22 protein-coding genes are annotated in these 18,520 nt (G+C 73.0%); 15 read left to right on the top strand and 7 right to left on the bottom strand.

The annotated features are described in order from the left end of the window. Positions 1-3 precede the first annotated feature (3 nt). Entirely contained in the window at positions 4-333 is a 330-nt protein-coding gene (locus tag J3486_RS07535) for a phage holin family protein (RefSeq protein ID WP_207819328.1), read from the top strand. Positions 334-335: 2 nt separating this feature from the next. Here the strand turns inward: J3486_RS07535 and J3486_RS07530 are convergent, their stop codons facing one another. After that, a complete protein-coding gene (locus J3486_RS07530) occupies positions 336-851 on the bottom strand; it encodes a hypothetical protein (protein WP_207819326.1) in 516 nt (171 codons plus the stop codon). A gap of 113 nt (positions 852-964) precedes the next feature. On the opposite strand from J3486_RS07530, the gene J3486_RS07525 reads away from it, so the two are divergent. From J3486_RS07525 to J3486_RS07480, 10 genes are all read left to right on the top strand, one after another. Next, the gene (locus J3486_RS07525; RefSeq protein WP_207819324.1) at positions 965-2,344 is read left to right on the top strand and encodes an NAD(P)/FAD-dependent oxidoreductase; all 1,380 of its coding nucleotides are present in this window, start codon (positions 965-967) and stop codon (positions 2,342-2,344) included. Continuing rightward, positions 2,341-4,215 carry a transketolase gene (locus J3486_RS07520; RefSeq protein ID WP_207819323.1) on the top strand — a complete coding sequence of 625 codons (1,875 nt, stop codon included), beginning with the start codon at positions 2,341-2,343 and terminating at the stop codon, positions 4,213-4,215. The genes J3486_RS07525 and J3486_RS07520 overlap by 4 nt, the downstream gene beginning before the upstream one ends. 105 nt (positions 4,216-4,320) lie before the next feature. Then, positions 4,321-5,211, top strand: a complete 891-nt coding sequence (gene ligD, locus J3486_RS07515) for a non-homologous end-joining DNA ligase (RefSeq protein ID WP_207819321.1) — start codon at positions 4,321-4,323, stop codon at positions 5,209-5,211. A gap of 46 nt (positions 5,212-5,257) precedes the next feature. After that, positions 5,258-5,617: a gas vesicle protein gene (locus tag J3486_RS07510; RefSeq protein ID WP_207819319.1), complete on the top strand. Its 360-nt coding sequence runs from the start codon at positions 5,258-5,260 to the stop codon at positions 5,615-5,617. Positions 5,618-5,669: 52 nt separating this feature from the next. Then, positions 5,670-6,089 carry a gas vesicle structural protein GvpA gene (locus tag J3486_RS07505; protein ID WP_207819317.1) on the top strand — a complete coding sequence of 140 codons (420 nt, stop codon included), beginning with the start codon at positions 5,670-5,672 and terminating at the stop codon, positions 6,087-6,089. Beyond that, positions 6,086-6,838, top strand: a complete 753-nt coding sequence (locus J3486_RS07500; protein ID WP_207819316.1) for a GvpL/GvpF family gas vesicle protein — start codon at positions 6,086-6,088, stop codon at positions 6,836-6,838. Before J3486_RS07505 ends, J3486_RS07500 begins: the two co-directional genes overlap by 4 nt. A gap of 4 nt (positions 6,839-6,842) precedes the next feature. Beyond that, positions 6,843-7,067 carry a gas vesicle protein GvpG gene (locus J3486_RS07495; protein ID WP_207819314.1) on the top strand — a complete coding sequence of 75 codons (225 nt, stop codon included), beginning with the start codon at positions 6,843-6,845 and terminating at the stop codon, positions 7,065-7,067. 3 nt (positions 7,068-7,070) lie between these two features. Further along, positions 7,071-7,874: a DNA primase gene (locus tag J3486_RS07490; RefSeq protein ID WP_207819312.1), complete on the top strand. Its 804-nt coding sequence runs from the start codon at positions 7,071-7,073 to the stop codon at positions 7,872-7,874. After that, positions 7,867-8,991 carry an SRPBCC family protein gene (locus tag J3486_RS07485; protein WP_307804722.1) on the top strand — a complete coding sequence of 375 codons (1,125 nt, stop codon included), beginning with the start codon at positions 7,867-7,869 and terminating at the stop codon, positions 8,989-8,991. The genes J3486_RS07490 and J3486_RS07485 overlap by 8 nt, the downstream gene beginning before the upstream one ends. Then, positions 8,988-9,350, top strand: a complete 363-nt coding sequence (locus J3486_RS07480; RefSeq protein ID WP_207819311.1) for a gas vesicle protein — start codon at positions 8,988-8,990, stop codon at positions 9,348-9,350. The genes J3486_RS07485 and J3486_RS07480 overlap by 4 nt, the downstream gene beginning before the upstream one ends. Before the next feature lie 73 nt (positions 9,351-9,423). Here the strand turns inward: J3486_RS07480 and J3486_RS07475 are convergent, their stop codons facing one another. Both J3486_RS07475 and J3486_RS07470 read right to left on the bottom strand, forming a co-directional pair. Next, a complete protein-coding gene (locus tag J3486_RS07475; protein ID WP_207819309.1) occupies positions 9,424-10,245 on the bottom strand; it encodes a class I SAM-dependent methyltransferase in 822 nt (273 codons plus the stop codon). Positions 10,246-10,348: 103 nt separating this feature from the next. Then, positions 10,349-11,854: a bifunctional phosphatase PAP2/diacylglycerol kinase family protein gene (locus J3486_RS07470; RefSeq protein WP_207819307.1), complete on the bottom strand. Its 1,506-nt coding sequence runs from the start codon at positions 11,852-11,854 to the stop codon at positions 10,349-10,351. A gap of 94 nt (positions 11,855-11,948) precedes the next feature. On the opposite strand from J3486_RS07470, the gene J3486_RS07465 reads away from it, so the two are divergent. Beyond that, on the top strand, positions 11,949-13,571 hold the full coding sequence (locus J3486_RS07465; RefSeq protein WP_207819306.1) for an ABC-F family ATP-binding cassette domain-containing protein: 1,623 nt from the start codon (positions 11,949-11,951) through the stop codon (positions 13,569-13,571). 355 nt (positions 13,572-13,926) lie between these two features. On the opposite strand, the gene J3486_RS07460 is transcribed toward J3486_RS07465, so the two are convergent. Beyond that, a complete protein-coding gene (locus tag J3486_RS07460; RefSeq protein ID WP_207819305.1) occupies positions 13,927-14,781 on the bottom strand; it encodes a hypothetical protein in 855 nt (284 codons plus the stop codon). Positions 14,782-14,896: 115 nt separating this feature from the next. Between J3486_RS07460 and J3486_RS44635 the strand changes: the two genes are divergently transcribed. Both J3486_RS44635 and J3486_RS07450 read left to right on the top strand, forming a co-directional pair. Continuing rightward, on the top strand, positions 14,897-15,193 hold the full coding sequence (locus J3486_RS44635) for a DUF6158 family protein (RefSeq protein ID WP_207819740.1): 297 nt from the start codon (positions 14,897-14,899) through the stop codon (positions 15,191-15,193). A gap of 103 nt (positions 15,194-15,296) precedes the next feature. Then, positions 15,297-16,298: an AraC family transcriptional regulator gene (locus J3486_RS07450; protein ID WP_207819304.1), complete on the top strand. Its 1,002-nt coding sequence runs from the start codon at positions 15,297-15,299 to the stop codon at positions 16,296-16,298. 305 nt (positions 16,299-16,603) lie between these two features. Here J3486_RS07450 and J3486_RS07445 read toward each other — a convergent pair whose 3' ends face one another. The 3 genes from J3486_RS07445 to J3486_RS07435 form a co-directional block, all read right to left on the bottom strand. Beyond that, entirely contained in the window at positions 16,604-17,149 is a 546-nt protein-coding gene (locus tag J3486_RS07445; protein WP_207819303.1) for a type 1 glutamine amidotransferase domain-containing protein, read from the bottom strand. A 78-nt stretch (positions 17,150-17,227) separates the two neighbouring features. Then, positions 17,228-17,668 carry a CBS domain-containing protein gene (locus tag J3486_RS07440; RefSeq protein ID WP_207819302.1) on the bottom strand — a complete coding sequence of 147 codons (441 nt, stop codon included), beginning with the start codon at positions 17,666-17,668 and terminating at the stop codon, positions 17,228-17,230. A gap of 68 nt (positions 17,669-17,736) precedes the next feature. After that, complete coding sequence (locus J3486_RS07435; RefSeq protein WP_207819300.1) at positions 17,737-18,126, bottom strand: DUF2795 domain-containing protein; 390 nt, start codon at positions 18,124-18,126, stop codon at positions 17,737-17,739. A gap of 145 nt (positions 18,127-18,271) precedes the next feature. Here J3486_RS07435 and J3486_RS44630 point away from each other — a divergent pair, with 145 nt between their 5' ends. Then, positions 18,272-18,403, top strand: a complete 132-nt coding sequence (locus J3486_RS44630) for a hypothetical protein (protein WP_267878166.1) — start codon at positions 18,272-18,274, stop codon at positions 18,401-18,403. Positions 18,404-18,520: the final 117 nt, after the last annotated feature.

Genomic DNA, 18,520 nt, shown 5'->3' with positions numbered 1-18,520 from the left:
GCCATGGAACGCTTGGATCAACGACTCACCGATGAAGTGACACGGGCCGTCCGTGACGCGGTGCGGGAGGAGATGCGCGGCGCCGTGCACAAGCGGCGCCGGACCGCGGCCCTGTATGCCGGATCGGCCCTTTCGGCCCTGTACGCGGGGGCGGCGGCCGCGGTGGCGCTGGGCCTCGTGCTCGCCCTGGCCATGCCGAGCTGGGGCGCCGCGCTGATCGTCGCGGCGCTGCTGGCCGTGGCGGCGTACGTGCTGCGCGAGGCCGCGAAGCCCCAGGGGCCGCGGCTGCCGCAGGCACCCCCGATGCCGCCCACACCGCCGCCGGGGACCTGACGTCAGGCGGCCCAGCCGGTCGCGTCCAGGACCGTGCGGGCCACCTGCGGCACCGTCCGCGCGTCCGTCGCGATCCGCACCGTGCCCGCCGGGACCCCCGCCTCCAGGCGCCCCGCCATCGTCGCGCTGCGGCGCAGCTGCTGTTCGAGCTCGGAGCCCTGCTCACGGGCCCGGAGCCGGGTCCGTACCGTCGCGTCGGACGCCGTCAGCAGGACCCGGACGATCCGCACCGGACCCGGGGCGAGCGCAGCCGTGAACAGCCCGGCCTCACTCGCCAGCACGCTCGCGGTGTTCGTGTAGACGAGGCGGCGCAGTCCCGCGGAGCGATAGGTGTCCCACAGCGCGGCCAGATTGCGCCCGGCGAAGGACGGGTCCGCGGGGTGGGCCGCGTCCAGGAAGTCGCCCTCGATGTACGCGTGGGCCAGGTCGGCGGCGCGCAGCAGCGCCGCGACTTCCCATCCCACCGAGGACTTCCCGGCGCCGGAGCGGCCGCCGATCAGCAGTACGTCGACCGTCATGGCCGGAGCGTAGGCGGCACGGCCCGTCGCTGTCGCGCACGTTTGGCGGTGCCCGGCACGGGGACGCGACAGGTCCGTCGCACGTGCCTCAGGCGGAGAACCGGAGGAGAACCGTGAGCCGAACGCGCGTCCTGATCGTCGGTGCCGGGTTCGCCGGGTACCGGGCCGCCCGCACCCTGGCCCGGGTGGCCCGGCGATCGGCCGAGGTCACCCTGCTCAACCCCACCGACTACTTCCTCTATCTGCCCCTGCTGCCCCAGGTCGCCGCTGGAACCCTGGAGCCGCGCCGCGTCACCGTCTCGCTGTCGGGGACGCTGCCGCACGCCCGGCTCGTCCTCGGCGAGGCCGACGGCGTCGATCTCGACGCGCGGACCGTCTCGTACGCCGATCCGGAGGGCGGTCGCGGCGTCCTGGAGTACGACCGGCTCGTGCTCGCCGTCGGCAGCGTCAACAAACTGCTGCCGGTGCCCGGGGTCGCCGAGCACGCGCACGGCTTCCGCGGCATGCCCGAGGCGCTCTATCTGCGCGATCACGTGACCCGGCAGATCGAGCTGGCCGCCGCCGAGCGCGACCCGGCCGCCGGCCGGGCCCGCTGCACGTTCGTCGTGGTCGGCGCCGGGTACACCGGGACCGAGGTCGCCGCGCAGGGACAGCTGCTGACCGACGCGCTGGTGCGCAAGCAGCCGCTGCGGTTCGGGATCCGGCCGCGCTGGCTGCTGCTCGACATCGCCCCGCGCGTGCTGCCCGAACTCGACGAGCACCTGTCGCGCACCGCCCACCGCGTGCTGCGCGAACGCGGCGTCGCGGTGCGCACCGGCACCTCCGTGAAGGAGGCGACCAAGGACGGGGTGCTGCTCGACGACGGGGAGTTCGTCGACACCAGGACCCTGGTGTGGTGCGTGGGCGTGCGGCCCGATCCGCTCGTCTCCTCGCTCGGCCGCCCGCTGGAGCGCGGCCGACTGCTCGTCGACCCGTATCTGAACGTGCCGGGGCACCCCGAGGTGTTCGCGTGCGGCGACGCGGCCGCCGTGCCCGACCTGGAGAAGCCGGGCCACGGGGGGTCCGGGGGTGGTCCCCCGGAAAGGCACAGCACGCCGATGACCGCCCAGCACGCCTGGCGGCAGGGGCGGATCGCCGGGATCAACGTCGCCGCCTCGATCGGGCGCGGCGAGCGCCGCAGCTACCGGCACAAGGACCTCGGCTTCACCGTCGACCTCGGCGGCGTCAAGGCCGCCGCCAATCCGCTCGGCGTCCCGCTGTCCGGACCGCTCGCGGGCGCCGTGACCCGCGGCTACCACCTCGCCGCGATGCCCGGCAACCGCGTCCGGGTCGCCGCGGACTGGCTCCTGGACGCCGTACTGCCGCGCCAGGCCGTCCAGTTGGGCCTCGTACGGTCCTGGTCCGTGCCCTTGGACACGGCCTCGCCCGAACTGGCGCGGATGCCCGACGACACCACCGACCCGCCCGACGCAGGAACCGGAGGAACCCCGTGACCACGTCCTCGCCCGCGCCCGCCCCCGACACCGCCGAACTGACCGCCCTGGCCCAGCAGTTGAGGGTCGACTCGGTCCGTGCGGCCGACGCCGCCGGGTCCGGGCACCCCACCTCGTCCATGTCCGCGGCCGACCTGATGGCCGTGCTCGTGGCCCGCCACTTCCGCTACGACTTCGAACGCCCCGCCCACCCCGGCAACGACCGCTTCATCCTCTCCAAGGGACACGCGTCCCCGCTGCTGTACGCGACGTACAAGGCGGCCGGCGCCATCGAGGACAGCGAACTGCTCACCTTCCGCTCCCTCGGCAGCCGCCTCGAAGGCCATCCGACGCCGCAGCGGCTGCCCTGGGTGGAGACCGCCACCGGCTCCCTCGGCCAGGGCCTGCCGATCGGCGTCGGTATCGCCCTGTCCGGCAAGCGCCTCGACCGCATCGGCTACCGCGTGTACGTGCTCTGCGGCGACAGCGAACTCGCCGAGGGCTCCGTGTGGGAGGCCGCCGAGCACGCCGGGCACGAACACCTCGACAACCTCACCGTGATCGTCGACGTCAACCGGCTGGGACAGCGCGGACCCACCCGGCACGGCCACGACCTCGACGCGTACGCGCGCCGCTTCCGGGCGTTCGACTGGCACACCGTGGAGATCGACGGACACGACGTCACCGCGATCGACCGGGCGTACGCCGAGGCCCGCTCCACCGTCGGACAGCCCACCGCGATCATCGCCCGCACCCTCAAGGGCAAGGGCGTGAACTCCGTCCAGGACCGCGAGGGCCTGCACGGCAAGCCGCTGCCCGACGCGGCCGCCGCGATCGAGGAGCTCGGCGGCGACCGGGGCGTGCGCGTCACCGTGCAACAGCCGCCCGCCGCACGGCTGTTGCACGCCGTGCGCAGCGGACGCCTCGACCTGCCGCGCTACCCGGTGGGCGACGAGGTCGCGACCCGCGACGCGTTCGGCGAGGCCCTCGCCGCGCTCGGCTCCGCCCGCGGAGACGTCGTCGCCCTCGACGGCGAGGTCGGCGACTCGACCCGCGCCGAGTTCTTCGCCAAGGAGCACCCCGACCGGTACTTCGAGTGCTACATCGCCGAGCAGCAGCTCGTCGCGGCCGGTGTGGGACTCGCGACCCGCGGCTGGGTGCCCTACGCGTCGACGTTCGGGGCGTTCCTGACCCGCGCCCACGACTTCGTACGGATGGCCGCGGTCAGCGGCGCCGGGATCAATCTGGTCGGCTCGCACGCGGGCGTCGCCATCGGGCAGGACGGGCCCTCGCAGATGGGCCTGGAGGACCTGGCGATGTTCCGGGCCGTGCACGGCTCGACGGTGCTGTACCCGTGCGACGCCAATCAGACGGCCCGTCTGGTCGGGACGATGGCCGACCTGACCGGCGTCCGCTACCTGCGCACGTCGCGCGGGACCTCGCCGGTCATCTACCCGCCCGACGAGGAGTTCCCGGTGGGCGGCAGCAAGGTGCTGCGCTCCGGGGACGGCGACCGGGTCACGCTCGTCGCCGCCGGGGTGACCGTCCACGAGGCGCTCGTCGCCGCCGACGAACTGGCCGCGGCCGGCATTCCGGTACGGGTGATCGACGCGTACTCGGTGAAGCCCGTGGACCGGGTGACCCTGCGCGACGCCGCGCGGGCCACCCGGTGCCTGATCACCGTCGAGGACCACCGCGAGGAGGGCGGCCTCGGGGACGCCGTCGCGGAGATCTTCGCCGACGGCAGCCCCGCCCCGCGCCTCGTGCGGCTCGGCGTCCGCGTGATGCCGGGGTCCGGTTCACCGGAGGAGCAGCTGCGCGGCGCCGGGATCGACGCGGCGTCCATCTCGGCGGCGGTCGGACTGCTGGTGGAACATCAGGTGGCTCCCTGAGGGGGTCGCCCGGCTCCCCAGGCATCCGAGGGGCGTACATGGCCGAGGCTCGGGCACCCGGGGTGCCCGAGGGAGGCGGCCACCATGAAAGACGACGTTCGAACCATGCGCGCCGGAAGCCGGAGCATCGACCTGCACCGACCCGACAAGGTGCTGATCCCCGACGGCATCACCAAGGCGGATCTCGCCGACTACCACCGCGAGATCGCCCCGTTCATGCTGCCGCACCTGCGCGGCCGCCCCCTGATGCTGGAGCGCCACCCCGACGGCGTCGACGGGCCCCGGTTCATGCAGAAGGACACCCCGGACAGCTACCCGGAGTGGATCCGGCGGGTCGAGGTCGCCAAAGAGGGCGGCACCGTCACGCACACCGTGTGCGAGGACACCGCTACCCTGCTGTACCTCGTCGACCAGGCCGCCCTCACCCTGCACCGGTGGCAGTCCCGCGTCGGCCGGATAGACCGCCCCGACCGGCTCGTGTTCGACCTCGACCCCGCCGAGGACGACTTCACCGAGGTCCGCGAGGCGGCCCGGCTGCTGCACGGGATGCTCGACGAACTGGGGCTGCCCGGGGCGCCGATGACCACCGGATCACGCGGCGTCCACATCGTCGTACCGATCGACGGACACCACGACTTCGACGAGACCCGGGAGTTCGCCAAGGAGGTCGCGGACGCGCTGGCCGCCGACCACCCCGACACCCTCACCACGGCCCCGCGCAAGAAGGACCGCGGCGGCCGGCTCTACCTCGACGTGCTGCGCAACGGATACGCCCAGACCGCCGTCGTGCCCTACAGCGTGCGGGCCGGCAAGGGCGCCCCCGTGGCCACCCCGCTGACCTGGGAGCAGCTGGCGGAACCGGGCACGCACGCACGGCGCTGGACCATCGCCGACGCGGTGGCGCAGGCCCGCACCAACCCGTGGAGCGGGCTGCTCGGCAAGGGGCGGGCCCTTGGCCCCGCCCGGCGCAAACTCCGTGCACGGAAGGGGAGTTGAAAGGTTTGGCCAGGGCTTTTCAGGCGACCCGGAGGGTGAGGCTGCCATGACCGACAGCAGCAAGTCGGACACTGACACCGACGACAAGAACAACAAGACGCAAGGCGAGAAGACGCAGGACGAGTCCGGTCGCGCCCCGGGGCCCATGGAGGTGCTGCGCGAGGCGCGCATCCAGCTGGCGGAGCTCACCGGGATGGCGGCCGAAACCGTGTCGTCCTTCGAACGCACCGAGGACGGCTGGGAGTTGGAGATCGAGGTCCTCGAAGTGGCCCGGGTCCCCGACACGATGAGTCTGCTGGCGAGCTACCGGGTGAGCCTGGACCCGCAGGGCGTGCTCACCGGGTACCGGCGGGTCCGGCGCTACGAGCGCGGGCGGGCCGAGTCGCGAAGGCCCGGCGGCCGCTAGGCCGCCCTTCTCCGCCTCGCACCACCCACACAGACAAGGAGGACCGGCTCCCATGACCGTGGTTCCCGCACAGCAGTCAGGCGGCGGTGGTGGCACCAGCGGCCTGTACGACGTACTCGAACTCGTCCTGGACCGTGGGCTCGTCATCGACGCGTTCGTCCGCGTCTCGCTGGTCGGCATCGAGATCCTGAAGATCGACGTCCGGGTCGTCGTGGCCAGCGTCGACACCTATCTGCGGTTCGCCGAGGCGTGCAACCGGCTCGACCTGGAGACCGGCAGCAAGAAGCCGTCCGGGCTGACCGACATCGTCGGCGACTCGGTCGAGTCCGGCGCCCGCGGCAAGTCCAAGGGCGCCCTGACCGGTGCCGCGCAGACCATCTCCGACGCCTTCAGCCAGGCCCGTGAGGAGGGCCAGGCCGAGCCGAGGCGCACCCGTCGCGCCCCGAGCCGCCGTAAGGAGGAGCAGGAGTGACCAGCACCTACATCTACGGCATCGCGAGCGCCGGGCATCCCGGCCTGCCCGACGGCATGGCCGGCATCGGCGAACCCGCGCGCACGGTGCACCTCGTCAAGAAGGGGCCGCTCGCGGCGATCGTCAGCGACGCCCCCGAGGACCTGCGGCCCAAGCGGCGCGACCTGCTCGCCCACCAGAGCGTGCTCGCCGAGGCCGGGGCGGCGGGGCCCGTGCTGCCGATGCGGTTCGGCAGCCTCGCCCCCGACGACGAGTCGGTCGCCGCGGTGCTGGCCGAGCGCGCGGAGCACTACGAGGAGCGGCTGCGCGCCCTGGACGGAAAGGTCGAGTACAACGTCAAGGCGCAGCACGACGAAGAGGCCGTGCTGCACCGGGTGATGGCCGAGAACCCCGAGGTCCGCACCGTGATCGAGGCCAACCGGCAGGCGGGCGGCGGAACCTATGAGGAGCGACTGCGGCTCGGCGAGCTGGTGGTCGCCGCTGTGCAGGCCCGCGAGGCCGAGGACGCGGTGGAGCTGCAGCATCTGCTCGAACCGGACGCGGAGGCCGTCTCCACCGGGCCCGAGGGCACCGGCTGGCTGGCCAACGTCTCCTTCCTCGTGAAGCGGGACGGCGCCGAGCGCTTCCTCGCCGCGGTCGAGACGATCCGCACGAGCCACCCGCACCTCGACATCACCGTCAACGGACCGCTCCCGCCGTACAGCTTCGTGGAGCCGGGCCCGTCCGCACCGGCGGACAGCACGGAGTGAGGCGGTGGGCCTGGTGAAGGAAGTGCTGCTGCTGCCGCTCGCGCCGGTCCGCGGATCGCTGTGGGTGATGGAGCAGGTGCTGGCGGAGGCCGAGCGGCACTACTACGACCCGGCGGTGATCCGTTCCGAACTCGCCGCGCTGGAAGAGAAGTTGACGGCGGGAGAGATCGACCAGGAGACGTTCGACCGGATCGAGGACGAGCTCCTCGACCGGCTTGAAGGGAAGTGAAGCGTGAACCGAGCAGCGCTCGGCCTCGCGGTAGGGGCCGGTTACGTCCTCGGACGTACGAAGAAGATGAAGCTGGCGTTCGCCGTCGGCACCATGGTCGCCGGCAAGCGGCTGAAGCTCAGTCCGCGCGCGATCGGCGACCTGGTCTCCCAGCAGCTGCAGAACAACCCGCAGTTCAAGGAGATCGGCGACCAGCTCCGCCAGGACCTGCGCGGCGTCGGCAAGGCGGCGTCCGGGGCGCTCGTGGAGCGGCAGATCGAGGGACTCGCGGGCCGCCTGCACGACCGTACGCAGGGCGTGCGCGACCAGATCGCGGGCGTCGCACCCGATGCCGACGACGTGCGGGACGCGGGGGAGCGGGTCACCGGCACGGTGATACCGGGCCGGGGACGGCGCGGCCGTGACGAGGACGAGTCCTACGAGGACGAGCCGTACGACGACGAGGACAGCGGCGGGGACGGCGCCGAGGCCGAGCGGTACGACGCCGAGGACAAGGAAGAGGACAAGGAAGAGGACGAGGGCGAGGAGCCGTCCCGCAAGGATCCCGAGGCGGAGTCGCGGGACGACGGGGACGAGCGCAGGGGCCGACGCGCCCAGGGCGCCGACCGGCCCCGGACGGGCACGTCGACCGCGCGCCGCGCACCCGCCCAGAAGACCGCGGCCAAGAAGCCGGCGGCCAAGAAGACCGCGGCGAAGAAGGCCCCCGCCAAGAGGGCCGTGAAGCAGGCGGGGGGGCCGCAGAGTGCCGCCAAGAAGACCGCGGGCCGTGCGACCCGCGCCGCGAAGGGAGGCCGGGACCGTGGCTGACTCTCCCACGAAGGCGCTCGGAGGCCTGGCCAAGAGCGAGGCCGCCGACCATCTCAAGGCCGAAGCACAGGAGTACCTCGCCGCGCAGGCCCAGCGGCTGCTGATGGGCGCGGGCCGCAAGCTCGGCGAGACGACCCTGAAGCTGAACGACATCGCGGAGGGCAGGAGCCCCGGCTTCGCCAAGCTCGCCCTCGACGGCGGCCGCAAACTCGCCGAGGGCAAGGGCCCGGTGCGCAGCGCCGTCGAACTCGGCGCGGGGCATCTGAAGGACAAGGTCGTCGGGGCGTTCAAGGGCCTCGGCGGCAAGGGCAAGCGCAAGGGCGGCGCGGGCAAGAAGCCGACCGTCATCATGGAGTTCATCGACGTCGGCGTCGATCTGCGCACCGCGTACGACCAGTGGACGCAGTACCAGGAGTTCTCCACGTTCGCGAAGGGCGTCAAGAACGCCAACCGCGCCGACGACGTCACGTCCGACTGGCAGCTCAAGGTCTTCTGGTCCAACCGGAGTTGGAAGGCGCACACGACCGAACAGGTGCCGGACGACCGGATCCAGTGGACGTCGGAGGGCGCGAAGGGCACCACGAAGGGTGTCGTCACCTTCCACCGGCTCGCCGAGAACCTCACGCGGGTGCTGCTCGTCATCGAGTACTACCCCAAGGGCCTGTTCGAGAAGACCGGCAACATCTGGCGCGCCCAGGGCCGCAGGGCCCGCCTCGACCTCAAGCACTACGCGCGGTTCGTGACGATCCGCGGCGAGGCGAGCGACGGCTGGCGCGGCGAGATCCGCGACGGCGAGGTCGTCACCAGCCACGAGGACGCCGTCGCGCAGGAGGAGGAAGAGCGCGAGCAGCAGGAGCAGGAACCCGAGCAGGAGCAGGAACCCGAGCAGGAGTCGGAGCAGGAACAGCAGGAGGGCAAGCCCGACGACGCGTACGAGGAGGAGCCCGAGGAGGGCGAGTCCGACGACGAGGGTTACGACGACGAGGCCGGCTACGAGGAGTACGAGGACGAGGACGCCGGCGACGCGTACGAGGAGGAGCCCGAGGACGAAGAACCCGAGGGCGACGAGGAACCCGCGCGCGGCCGGGAGCGCGCCGGCAGCGGGGCCCGCCGATGACGACGGCCACCAGGGGCGGCGGCCGCTTCCCCGAGCCCTACCGGGGTGACGGCGGGGCCAACCTCGCCGACATCCTGGAACGGGTCCTCGACAAAGGCGTCGTCATCGCGGGCGACATCCGGATCAACCTGCTCGACATCGAACTGCTCACCATCAAGCTGCGCCTGATCGTCGCCTCGATCGACAAGGCGAAGGAGATGGGCATCGACTGGTGGGAGGACGACCCGGCGCTGTCGTCGGGCGCCCGGCGCAAGGAACTCGCGCGGGAGAACGCCGAGTTGAGGGAGCGCCTGGCCGCGCTGGAGGAGGCGCCGCGAGGATCGGGGCGGTCGGGGCGCCGGGGCGGGCAGGGCGGCTGAGACGCCGCGAGCGTCAGGCGTGGGCGGCGCCCCGAGGCTCTGGAGTTCGACCTCGGGCCGCCGGATGGCTGCGCTACTGCTTGCGGGCCAGGATCTCGCCGTGCACCACGGTGAACCACGCGTCGTCGTGCGTGCCCCACTCCCGCCACGTCTCGGAGACCGCCGTCAGCTGCTCGGCCGTCGCGTGTCCGTCCTTCGCGCGGTCGGCGTACGCGGAGGCGACGGTGCGGTCCGCCCACAGCCCGCTCCACCAGTCGATCTCCTCCGCCGTCGCGTAGCACCAGGTGCCGGCCGAGCACGTGACGTCCTCGCGGGCGAAACCGGCCTGCATGGCCCAGGACTTCAGGAAGCGTCCGGCGTCCGGCTCCCCGCCGTTGGCACGGGCGACGCGGCGGTACAGGTCCAGCCAGTCGTCCATGCCGGGCAGTTGCGGATACCACGCGAAGACCGAGTAGTCGGAGTCCCGGGCGGCGACGATCCCGCCCGGCTTCGTGACGCGCCGCATCTCGCGCAGCGCCTGGAGCGGATCGCCGACGTGCTGCAGCACCTGGTGCGCGTGCACGATGTCGAAGGTGTCGTCCTCCCACTGCAGCGCGTGCACGTCGGCCGTGGTGAACTCCGTGTTGGTCAGGCCCCGTTCGGCCGCCGTCGCGCGGGCCTGCGCCACGATGCCCTCGGCGTGGTCGGCGCCGACCACCTGTCCCTGGGGGACCAGGGCGGCCAGATCGGCGGTGATGGTGCCGGGGCCGCAGCCGATGTCCAGGATCTTCGCGTCCGGCTTGATCGCCCCCGAGTCGAGCAGGTAGGCCGCCGAGTTGGCGGCGGTGCGCCAGGTGTGCGAACGCAGCACGGACTCGTGGTGTCCGTGGGTGTACACGGCGGTCTCCTGAGGCATGGCCCGATCCCTTCACGTCACGGTGCGACGGGTCGCCCCGGGGCGGGCGCCCCGGGCGATGTGATCACCGTACGCCGGTTGGCCGTATTCTGAGACCCCTGTCTCACAGTATGGTCAGCGGCCGGTACACGCGCAGCTCCTCGTGTCCCTTGGTGACCGTCAACTCCCGTCCGCACGGGGCGACTTCACCGTCATAGGCGAGCGGGGTGCCCGGCGCGATGCCCGCCACGTGCAACCGGGTCATCCGGGTCGCGGTGTGGAACGGGGAACGGGACAGCGGGCCGGAGGCCGCCGCCGCGAGGAGCCGGACGCCGGGCAGCCGCCCGCCGCTGACGGTGCGTACGTCGAGCAGGCCGTCGGCGAGGTCCGCGCGCCGGCCCGCCGTCAGGCCCATCCGCCGGTAGGTGCAGTTGCCCGCGAACAGCAGCCACAACTTCCGCTTCTTTCCCCCCAGTTCGGCCTCCAGCGGATGGTCGCGGCGCAGCACGTGCACCGCCGCCACCACATCGGCGAGCCGCCCGCCGAGCCGCGCCGACCAGCGTTCGCGCTCGTGCACCAGCTCCGGATAGGCACCCAGGCTGAAGGTGTTGAGGAAGATGCCCGACGTCTCGGAGGACTCGAAGCGCCCCACGTCGACCGCGACCGCGTCGCCGCCCTGCACGGCCCGGACGAGATCGCCCGCGTCCTCGATCCCGAGGTCGTACGCGAAGTGGTTGAGGGTGCCGCCGGGCAGCACCGCCAGCGGCAGACCGTGCTCCATGGCCACCCGCGCCGCCGTGTTCACCGAGCCGTCGCCGCCCGAGATGCCGAGCGCGCGGGCCCGCGGCGCCGCCTTCTGCAGGACCTGCGCGAGATCGCCGTCGGAGAACTCCACGATCTCCGCCCGGGGCAGCGCGTCGGCCAGCGCCTTCACCCGCTCCGGCGTCCCGGCCTTGGTGTTCACCACCATCACCAGGCCCTCGCCGCCCGGCAGCGCCGGGACGTCGTCGACCAGCGGCCGTCCCGGCGACGGCATCTGGTCACGCGTCGGCACCAGACCCCGTACGGCGAACGCGGCGCCCACGCCGAGCGCCGCGCCCGCGACGACGTCGCCCGGGAAATGGGCGCCGGTGTAGACGCGGGAGGCCGCCACGGAGAACGCCACCGGGGCGACGAGCGCGCCCAGGCCCCGCGACTCCAGGGCCACGCCGGTCGCGAACGCCGCCGCCGACGCCGAGTGCCCCGAGGGGAACGACGTCGTGAAGGGCTGCCGCTTCAGACGGCGGGCCAGCGGCACCGGGTCGAGCAGCGGCCGGGCGCGGCGCACCGAGCGCTTGCCGAGCGTGTTGATGGTGGCCGACGCCACGGCCAGCGACGCGATCCCGCGCACGGCGGCCCTGCGGGCCCGCGGCGAGCCGCTCACGGCCAGGGCGCCGCCGATCGCGAACCAGAGCACACCGTGGTTGGCGGCGCGGCTGAGCCGGGGCAGGACGCGCTCGGCGCCGGGCCAGTTCGATCCGGCGGCGAACTCGAAGACCCGGCGGTCGAGACCGGCGAGCCGGCCGCGCAGGGACGGTCCGGGCCGGGCGGCCTCCAGCGGCGGCGGCGAGGGAAAGAAATCGGCACACATGTGACGACGACTACCCCGAGACCCGTCGCGCACCCAGGGCCCGGAACGGTATTCGTTTGCCCGTCACCCGCACGGGCGTCCAGAATGCGGGATCATGGGACATCTGGAAGCGGCGCACCTCGAGTACTACTTGCCGGACGGGCGGGCGCTGCTCGGTGATGTCTCGTTCAGGGTCGGCGAGGGCGCGGTGGTCGCCCTGGTGGGGCCCAACGGGGCGGGCAAGACGACCCTGCTCCGGCTGATCTCCGGCGAGCTCCAGCCGCACGGCGGGACCGTCACGGTCGGCGGCGGGCTCGGCGTGATGCGCCAGTTCGTCGGCTCGGTCCGCGACGAGACGACGGTCCGTGACCTGCTCGTATCGGTCGCGTCCCCGCGCATTCAGCAAGCGGCGAAAGCCGTCGACAAGGCCGAGCACGCGATCATGACGGTCGACGACGAGGCCGCGCAGATGCAGTACGCGCAGGCCCTGTCCGACTGGGCCGAGGTGCAGGGCTACGAGGCCGAGACGCTCTGGGACATGTGCACCATGGCCGCGCTCGGCGTCCCGTACGACAAGGCGCAGTTCCGTGAGGTGAGCACGCTCTCGGGCGGTGAGCAGAAACGCCTGGTCCTCGAAGCCCTGCTGCGCGGCACCGACGAGGTCCTCCTGCTCGACGAGCCGGACAACTACCTGGACGTCCCCGGCAAGCGCTGGCTGGAGGAGAAGCTCCGCGAGACCCGCAAGACGGTCCTGTTCGTCTCCCACGACCGCGAGCTGCTCGCCCGCTCCGCCGAGAAGATCGTCAGCGTCGAGCCCGGTCCCGGCGGCGCCGACGCCTGGGTGCACGGCGGCGGCTTCTCGACGTACCACGAGGCGCGACAGGAGCGGTTCGCCCGCTTCGAGGAGCTGCGGCGGCGCTGGGACGAGAAGCACGCGCAGCTGAAGAAGCTGGTGATCAACCTGCGGCAGGCGGCCGCGGTCAGCCATGAGATGGCCTCCCGCTACGCCGCGGCCCAGACCCGGCTGCGCAAGTTCGAGGAGGCGGGGCCGCCGCCGGAGCCGCCGCGCGAGCAGGACATCACCATGCGGCTGAAGGGCGGCCGCACCGGGGTGCGGGCCGTGACCTGCGAGAACCTGGAACTCACCGGCCTGATGAACCCATTCTCGCTGGAGGTCTTCTACGGCGAGCGGGTCGCGGTGCTCGGCTCGAACGGCTCCGGCAAGTCGCACTTCCTGCGGCTGCTCGCCGGCGACGACTCCGTGGCGCACTCCGGGATGTGGAAGCTGGGGGCGCGGGTCGTTCCCGGGCACTTTGCCCAGACCCACGCCCATCCCGAGCTCCAGGGGCGTCCGCTGCTCGACATCCTGTGGCGCGACCACGCCAAGGACCGGGGTGCGGCGATGTCTCTCCTGCGGCGCTACGAGCTGACGGCCCAGGCGGAACAGAACTTCGAGCGCCTCTCGGGTGGCCAGCAGGCCCGGTTCCAGATCCTCCTCCTGGAGCTGGAGGGCGCCACGGCCCTCCTTCTGGACGAGCCCACGGACAACCTCGACCTCGAATCGGCCGAGGCGCTTCAGGAGGGCCTGGAGTCCTTCGACGGCACGGTCCTGGCCGTCACCCACGACCGCTGGTTCTCCCGCTCCTTCGACCGCTTCCTGGTCTTCGGATCGGACGGCAAGGTCCGGGAGACGACGGAGCCGGTGTGGGACGAGCGGAGGGTCGAACGCCAGCGCTAGCCCTGCCGGGCGCACCCGATCGATGGGGGCCGCGCCCTGTCGGGGGCGCGACCGGCGGCGGGGCGCGCCCCGTCAGGGGCGCGGGGCTGTGTCCATGTGCGGTTCCGCCGCGGGGCGCGACCGGCGGTGAGGTGAGCCCCGTCGGGGGTGGCGACCGGCGGCGAGGTGTGCCCCGTCAGGGGCGCGGGGAACTGCGCGACCAGCCCCCACCGGGCCCACACCCGGCGATGGCGGGGCCGGGACCGAGCTGGAGGCCGGTTGGAGCGCTCGCCCCGCGCTGGGGTGCCGCCTTGCCCACCCTGCCGCCCATGGCGGCAGATTGCCCAAGGCTGTGGGGCCGGCACGCGGTGGAGGGTCAGTGCGGGGGGTGCAGGAGGGCGGCGAGGGCTCCTGGGGGGCCGGAGAGGGAGAGTGCGCCCGCCCCGCTCGCCGCAGCGCACAGCATGAGGGCATCGTCCGCCCGCCCGGGAAAGGCGTCCCGCGCCCCGAGCGCCAGAACATCCGCCCGCCGCACCCCGATCTGGTCCGGCACCGAGCCGACCCAGACCTGCCGGCAGGCCTCCGCCCCGCCCGCCCGGACGAGCAACTCCGAGATCCGGTGCTCGCGCGCCGCCTCGACCAGCGCGGGCACCCCCTCCGCGGCCCCCTCGCCCCGCCCGCGCGCCGCGGCGAACGACTCCAGCCCGCCGGTCCCGTGCCGCACCCGCAGTGCCGCGGGCAACCGGTCGCGCACGGCGGCACACTCCTTGTCGTCCCCGACGAGCACGACGAACTCGGCCCGCGTCTCGGCCTGGCGGCGGGTGAGCGCCTCGGCGACCTCGGCTGCGTCCGGCTCCCCGGTGTCCGCGACCAGCCACAGCGGCTCCTCACCGGCCAGATCGAGCAGGGGAGTGGTGTGCGGCAGCGCCGCCCACCGCGCCGACGTACCGGGCGGCGCCGTGCTCAGCGGCGGATCGAGCACCACTTCGCCGCCGGTGGCGAAGAACGCCCGGCCGACGGGCTCAGGGGAGTGCCACAACTCGTCCACGGCCATCCGCACCGCATGGCACGTCGCCTCGTCGGCCCCCGAGCAGGCGAGCGCGCGCTGTACCCCGAGCGCCTCCGACGAGCGTTCCTCGGCGGTGGATCCGGCGAGCCGCGAGGCGTCGACGTAGACGGAGGCCCAGGGGCCTGGCCGCTCGCACAGCGGGGTGAGGAACGCGAGGTCCATGTCTGCCTCCTTGGCGACCGCGGGCGTGGCGGGCGGGATACCACCTGCGGCGCGGGTACCCGGACCGGACACGGACAGACACCACGTGACGCAGACGAGTGAAAGGTGAGTTCCGATGGACGAACTGCGCGAGCCGCACAAGGTGCAGGAGCGAACCGAACGCCGACGGGCCCCGGTGGACGCCGAGTTCGATGCGTACGGGGTCGACCCGGAACGCCTCGACGAACCGCACCTCATGGCCGAACTCGAATCCCTGCACCGGACCCGGCACGACACCCTGCTGCACGGATCGGTGGACGCGTTGCGGAATCACACCTCGCGTACGGCCCTGCTGGAAGCGGAGTATCTGCGCCGCCATCCGGAGCGCGTGGCGGCACAAGGGCGCACCCGTGCGGGCGCTCGCCGCAGGTGACGTCGCCAGAGCCCCGCCGCCGTCGTACGCTGCTGATTCAGCGGGTACGCACGGGCATGACGCGCGTACGACGAGTCATGACGAGTCATCGCGGGGGGACAGGGTGGCGAGAACGTCCTTGCGGACGGGCGAGGTCGACCGGGCCATGGAAGCGATCAAGGACGCGTTCTATGCCAATCGGCTGGACGTGCTCGCGCGTCCCGAAAGGTTCGGAGCCGCGTTCGAGGTGCTGGCCCTCGACGGGATCACGGTGGGGGACCTGGTGTGCGGGGCCGATGTCCGGGTGCGCTGCGGGGAGTTGGGCTGCTACCACGTGAACATCCCGGTCGGCGCCCCGCTCGCCTGGCACCAGGCGAGCCACCCGGTGCAGATCACCGCGCCGGGCACGGCCGCGCTGTTCCAGCCCGACGGCAAGACGTCCGTGGACCACTGGACGGGCGAGGGAAGGGTGATCGCCATCAAGTTCGAACGCTCGCTTCTGGAGCGGCGGGTGGAGGAACTCACCGGCCGCGCCGTGCGCGGCCCCATCCTCCTCGACCCCGCTCTCGACCTGACGCAGGGACGCGGCAGGACCTGGGCGAGTCTCGTCGGGACGCTCGTCGAGGACCTGCACCAGCCGATGCGGCTGGTCGAACACCCTTTGGTCGCCGCCCCGTTGCGGGACGCGATCCTCAACGGTCTGCTGCTGAGCGCGCAGCACCGCTACCGGGACGAACTGGACCGCCCGGCGGGCGGGTTGCGGCCCGCTCCGGTCAAGCGGGCCATGGACGCGATGCGGGAACGGCCCGAACACCCCTTCACCACCGCGGAACTCGCCGCGCAGGCGCGGGTCGGAGTGCGCTGGCTGCAGGAAGCGTTCGCCCGGTACGTGGGCATGCCGCCGATGACGTATCTGCGCTCGGTCCGCCTGGAGCGGGCGCACGCCGACCTGTGCGCGGCCGACCCGCGCACGACGACGGTCGGCGACATCGCCCACCGCTGGGGCTTCGGCCACCTGGGCCGGTTCGCGGAGCAGTACCGGGCCAAGTACGGCCGGGTCCCGTCCCAGTCCCTGCGTGAAGGACCCGACGGCGTCCCGATGCACGCCGACCTGCGCACGACCTGACCCGGACGGACGGCGACCGCGCGGCAGCCACCCGGCGACCGCGCGCCAGCCGCCCGGCAACCACGCGGCAGCCACCAGGGAACCGCCCGCATACGGGCGCGGATCCCCGCACACCGGGTGCGTGCAACGGACAACGACCGCGTTCAGCGGATCGTTTCGCCGGTGCGCACGATCTACCGTCGACACGTCGCGGGGATCTCACCCCCGGGCGGTCCTGACAGTTCACCGTCCCCCGGACGGGACCGTCGCGGATCCCGGCGGCACCCGGCCCGGCTCAACTCCGCCGGGCCGGTACCAGCCCCGGCTCAGACCCCGCTGACCTGCTCGAGCAGGGCCTCGTCGAACGCCTTGAGGTCATCCGGCCTGCGGCTGGTCACCAGCACGTTGGGGCCACCCGTGCAGACCTTCACCTGCTGGTCGACCCAGGTGCCGCCCGCGTTGCGGATGTCGGTGGCCAGGCTCGGCCACGACGTCAGCGTGCGGCCGCGCACCACGTCCGCCTCCACGAGCGTCCACGCGGCGTGGCAGATCGCCGCGACCGGCAGACCGCGCCGGAAGAAGTCCCGTACGAACGCCACCGCGTCCGCGTCGGTGCGCAGCTGGTCGGGGTTGGCGACGCCGCCCGGCAGGACCAGCGCGTCGAAACCCTCGGCGCCGGTCGCCGAGAGCTCCCCGACGGTCGTGTCGACCGGGAACGTGTCCGCCCGGTCCAGATGGTGGAAGGCCTGCACCTCGCCGGGGCGCGTCGACACGAGCACGGGCTCGCCGCCCGCGTCCCGCACGGCCTGCCAGGGATCGGTCAGCTCCACCTGCTCGACGCCCTCGGGTGCCACCAGGAACGCGATGCGCATGACGTGCTCAACTCCCTTGTACGGATGCTCTGTACGGATGCTTCGTACGGATTCACTTGTGCGGGTGTGCGGGGCGGTTCAGGTCGGCGTGCCGCCCGCCCAGGTGTCCGGTGCCGCGCCGCTGATGTCGGCGAGGGCGGATTCCGGATCCTGGGTGAGAGCCAGGTCGCCCAGGCTCACCATGCCCACCACCCGGCCGTCCTCGACGACCGGAAGACGGCGCACCGCGTGCTCGCGCATCAGCGTCACCGCCGCGGAGACCGCGTCGTCCGGCCCGACCGCCACCGGATGCGGCGTGCACACCGCCTCCGCGCTGACGGTCAGCGGATCCGCGCCGTCGGCGACGGCCCGCAATGTGATGTCCCGGTCCGTCAGCACTCCGACGAGGCCCGCCTCGTCCGCCACCAGGACATCGCCGATGTCCTGGGCGCGCATCAACTGCGCGGCTTCCACCAGTGAGGCGTCGGGGCGTACCGCCACCGCGCCTGGCGTCATGACTTCCCTCACCACATCGGCCATGACCGTGGGTCCTTCCGCTCCCTCGACTGCCTCCGGATCCCCGGCCGCAGTACCCGTGCGGCGGCACTTCATTCCTGTCGTTCCGCACCGCCGGTGAGTGCCCTGGCCAGCTCCGACGCCGTACGGAATTCGGTCCCGGACGGCAGGGCCGCCACCTGGTCGACGAGCGCGTCCGGCGCGGACCGCTCGCGCAGCAGCCCGGCGAGCGGCGCGGGCGTCGCGGGGAACGCGGTCCGGCCCAGCAGCCGCGCCAGTTCGAGGCGGACGGCCGCGAGCCGGCCCGGTCCCGCGCCGGGCAGCACGGGGCCGCCGGCCACCTCCGGATCGTCGTCGGCCACCGGCTCGGGGTCGTGCCACTCCTCGGTCCTGGTGGGGTGCCCGGACCGCAGCAGACCCTGCAGCTCGTGCTTCATCTCGTCGTCGCGGTGGGCGCTCATCCGGTGGCTGCCTCGCTGCATCTGTCCCTCCAGTGACTCGGGTGACTCGGGGGTGCCCGGTCGCGTACCCGACGGACTGTGGCCGACACCCGCGGGTTTGCCGGTTCCGGCCGGGGAGACCCGGAGCCCGTCACCCCTCGCTCCGCTCGCTGGGGAAGGACAGACCATGGAACTTCTCACGGTCCTCGTGCCGGTCGGCATGCTGGGCCTGCTGCTCGCGCTCGGCCGGTACGAGGAGTGGCTGCTGCCACGCCCGAAGGAACAGGACGCACCCCCGCCCGCCGCCCCCGTCCACTGATCCGTTCCCGGGCCTTTTGCCCCCTCTCCCGAGCTGCCGGGGTGTTTGCCCCGGCACCTCAGGGGCAGGCGGACAACAGTGCTTCGGACAGGAGGCACGTCCGTGGGAGGGACCCGT

Origin of the sequence: Streptomyces sp. VRA16 Mangrove soil (assembly GCF_017377775.1) — a bacterium.
Classification (GTDB): domain Bacteria; phylum Actinomycetota; class Actinomycetes; order Streptomycetales; family Streptomycetaceae; genus Streptomyces.
Note: the sequence above shows the minus strand (reverse complement) of the source record. Positions and strands in the feature narration are given on the sequence as shown.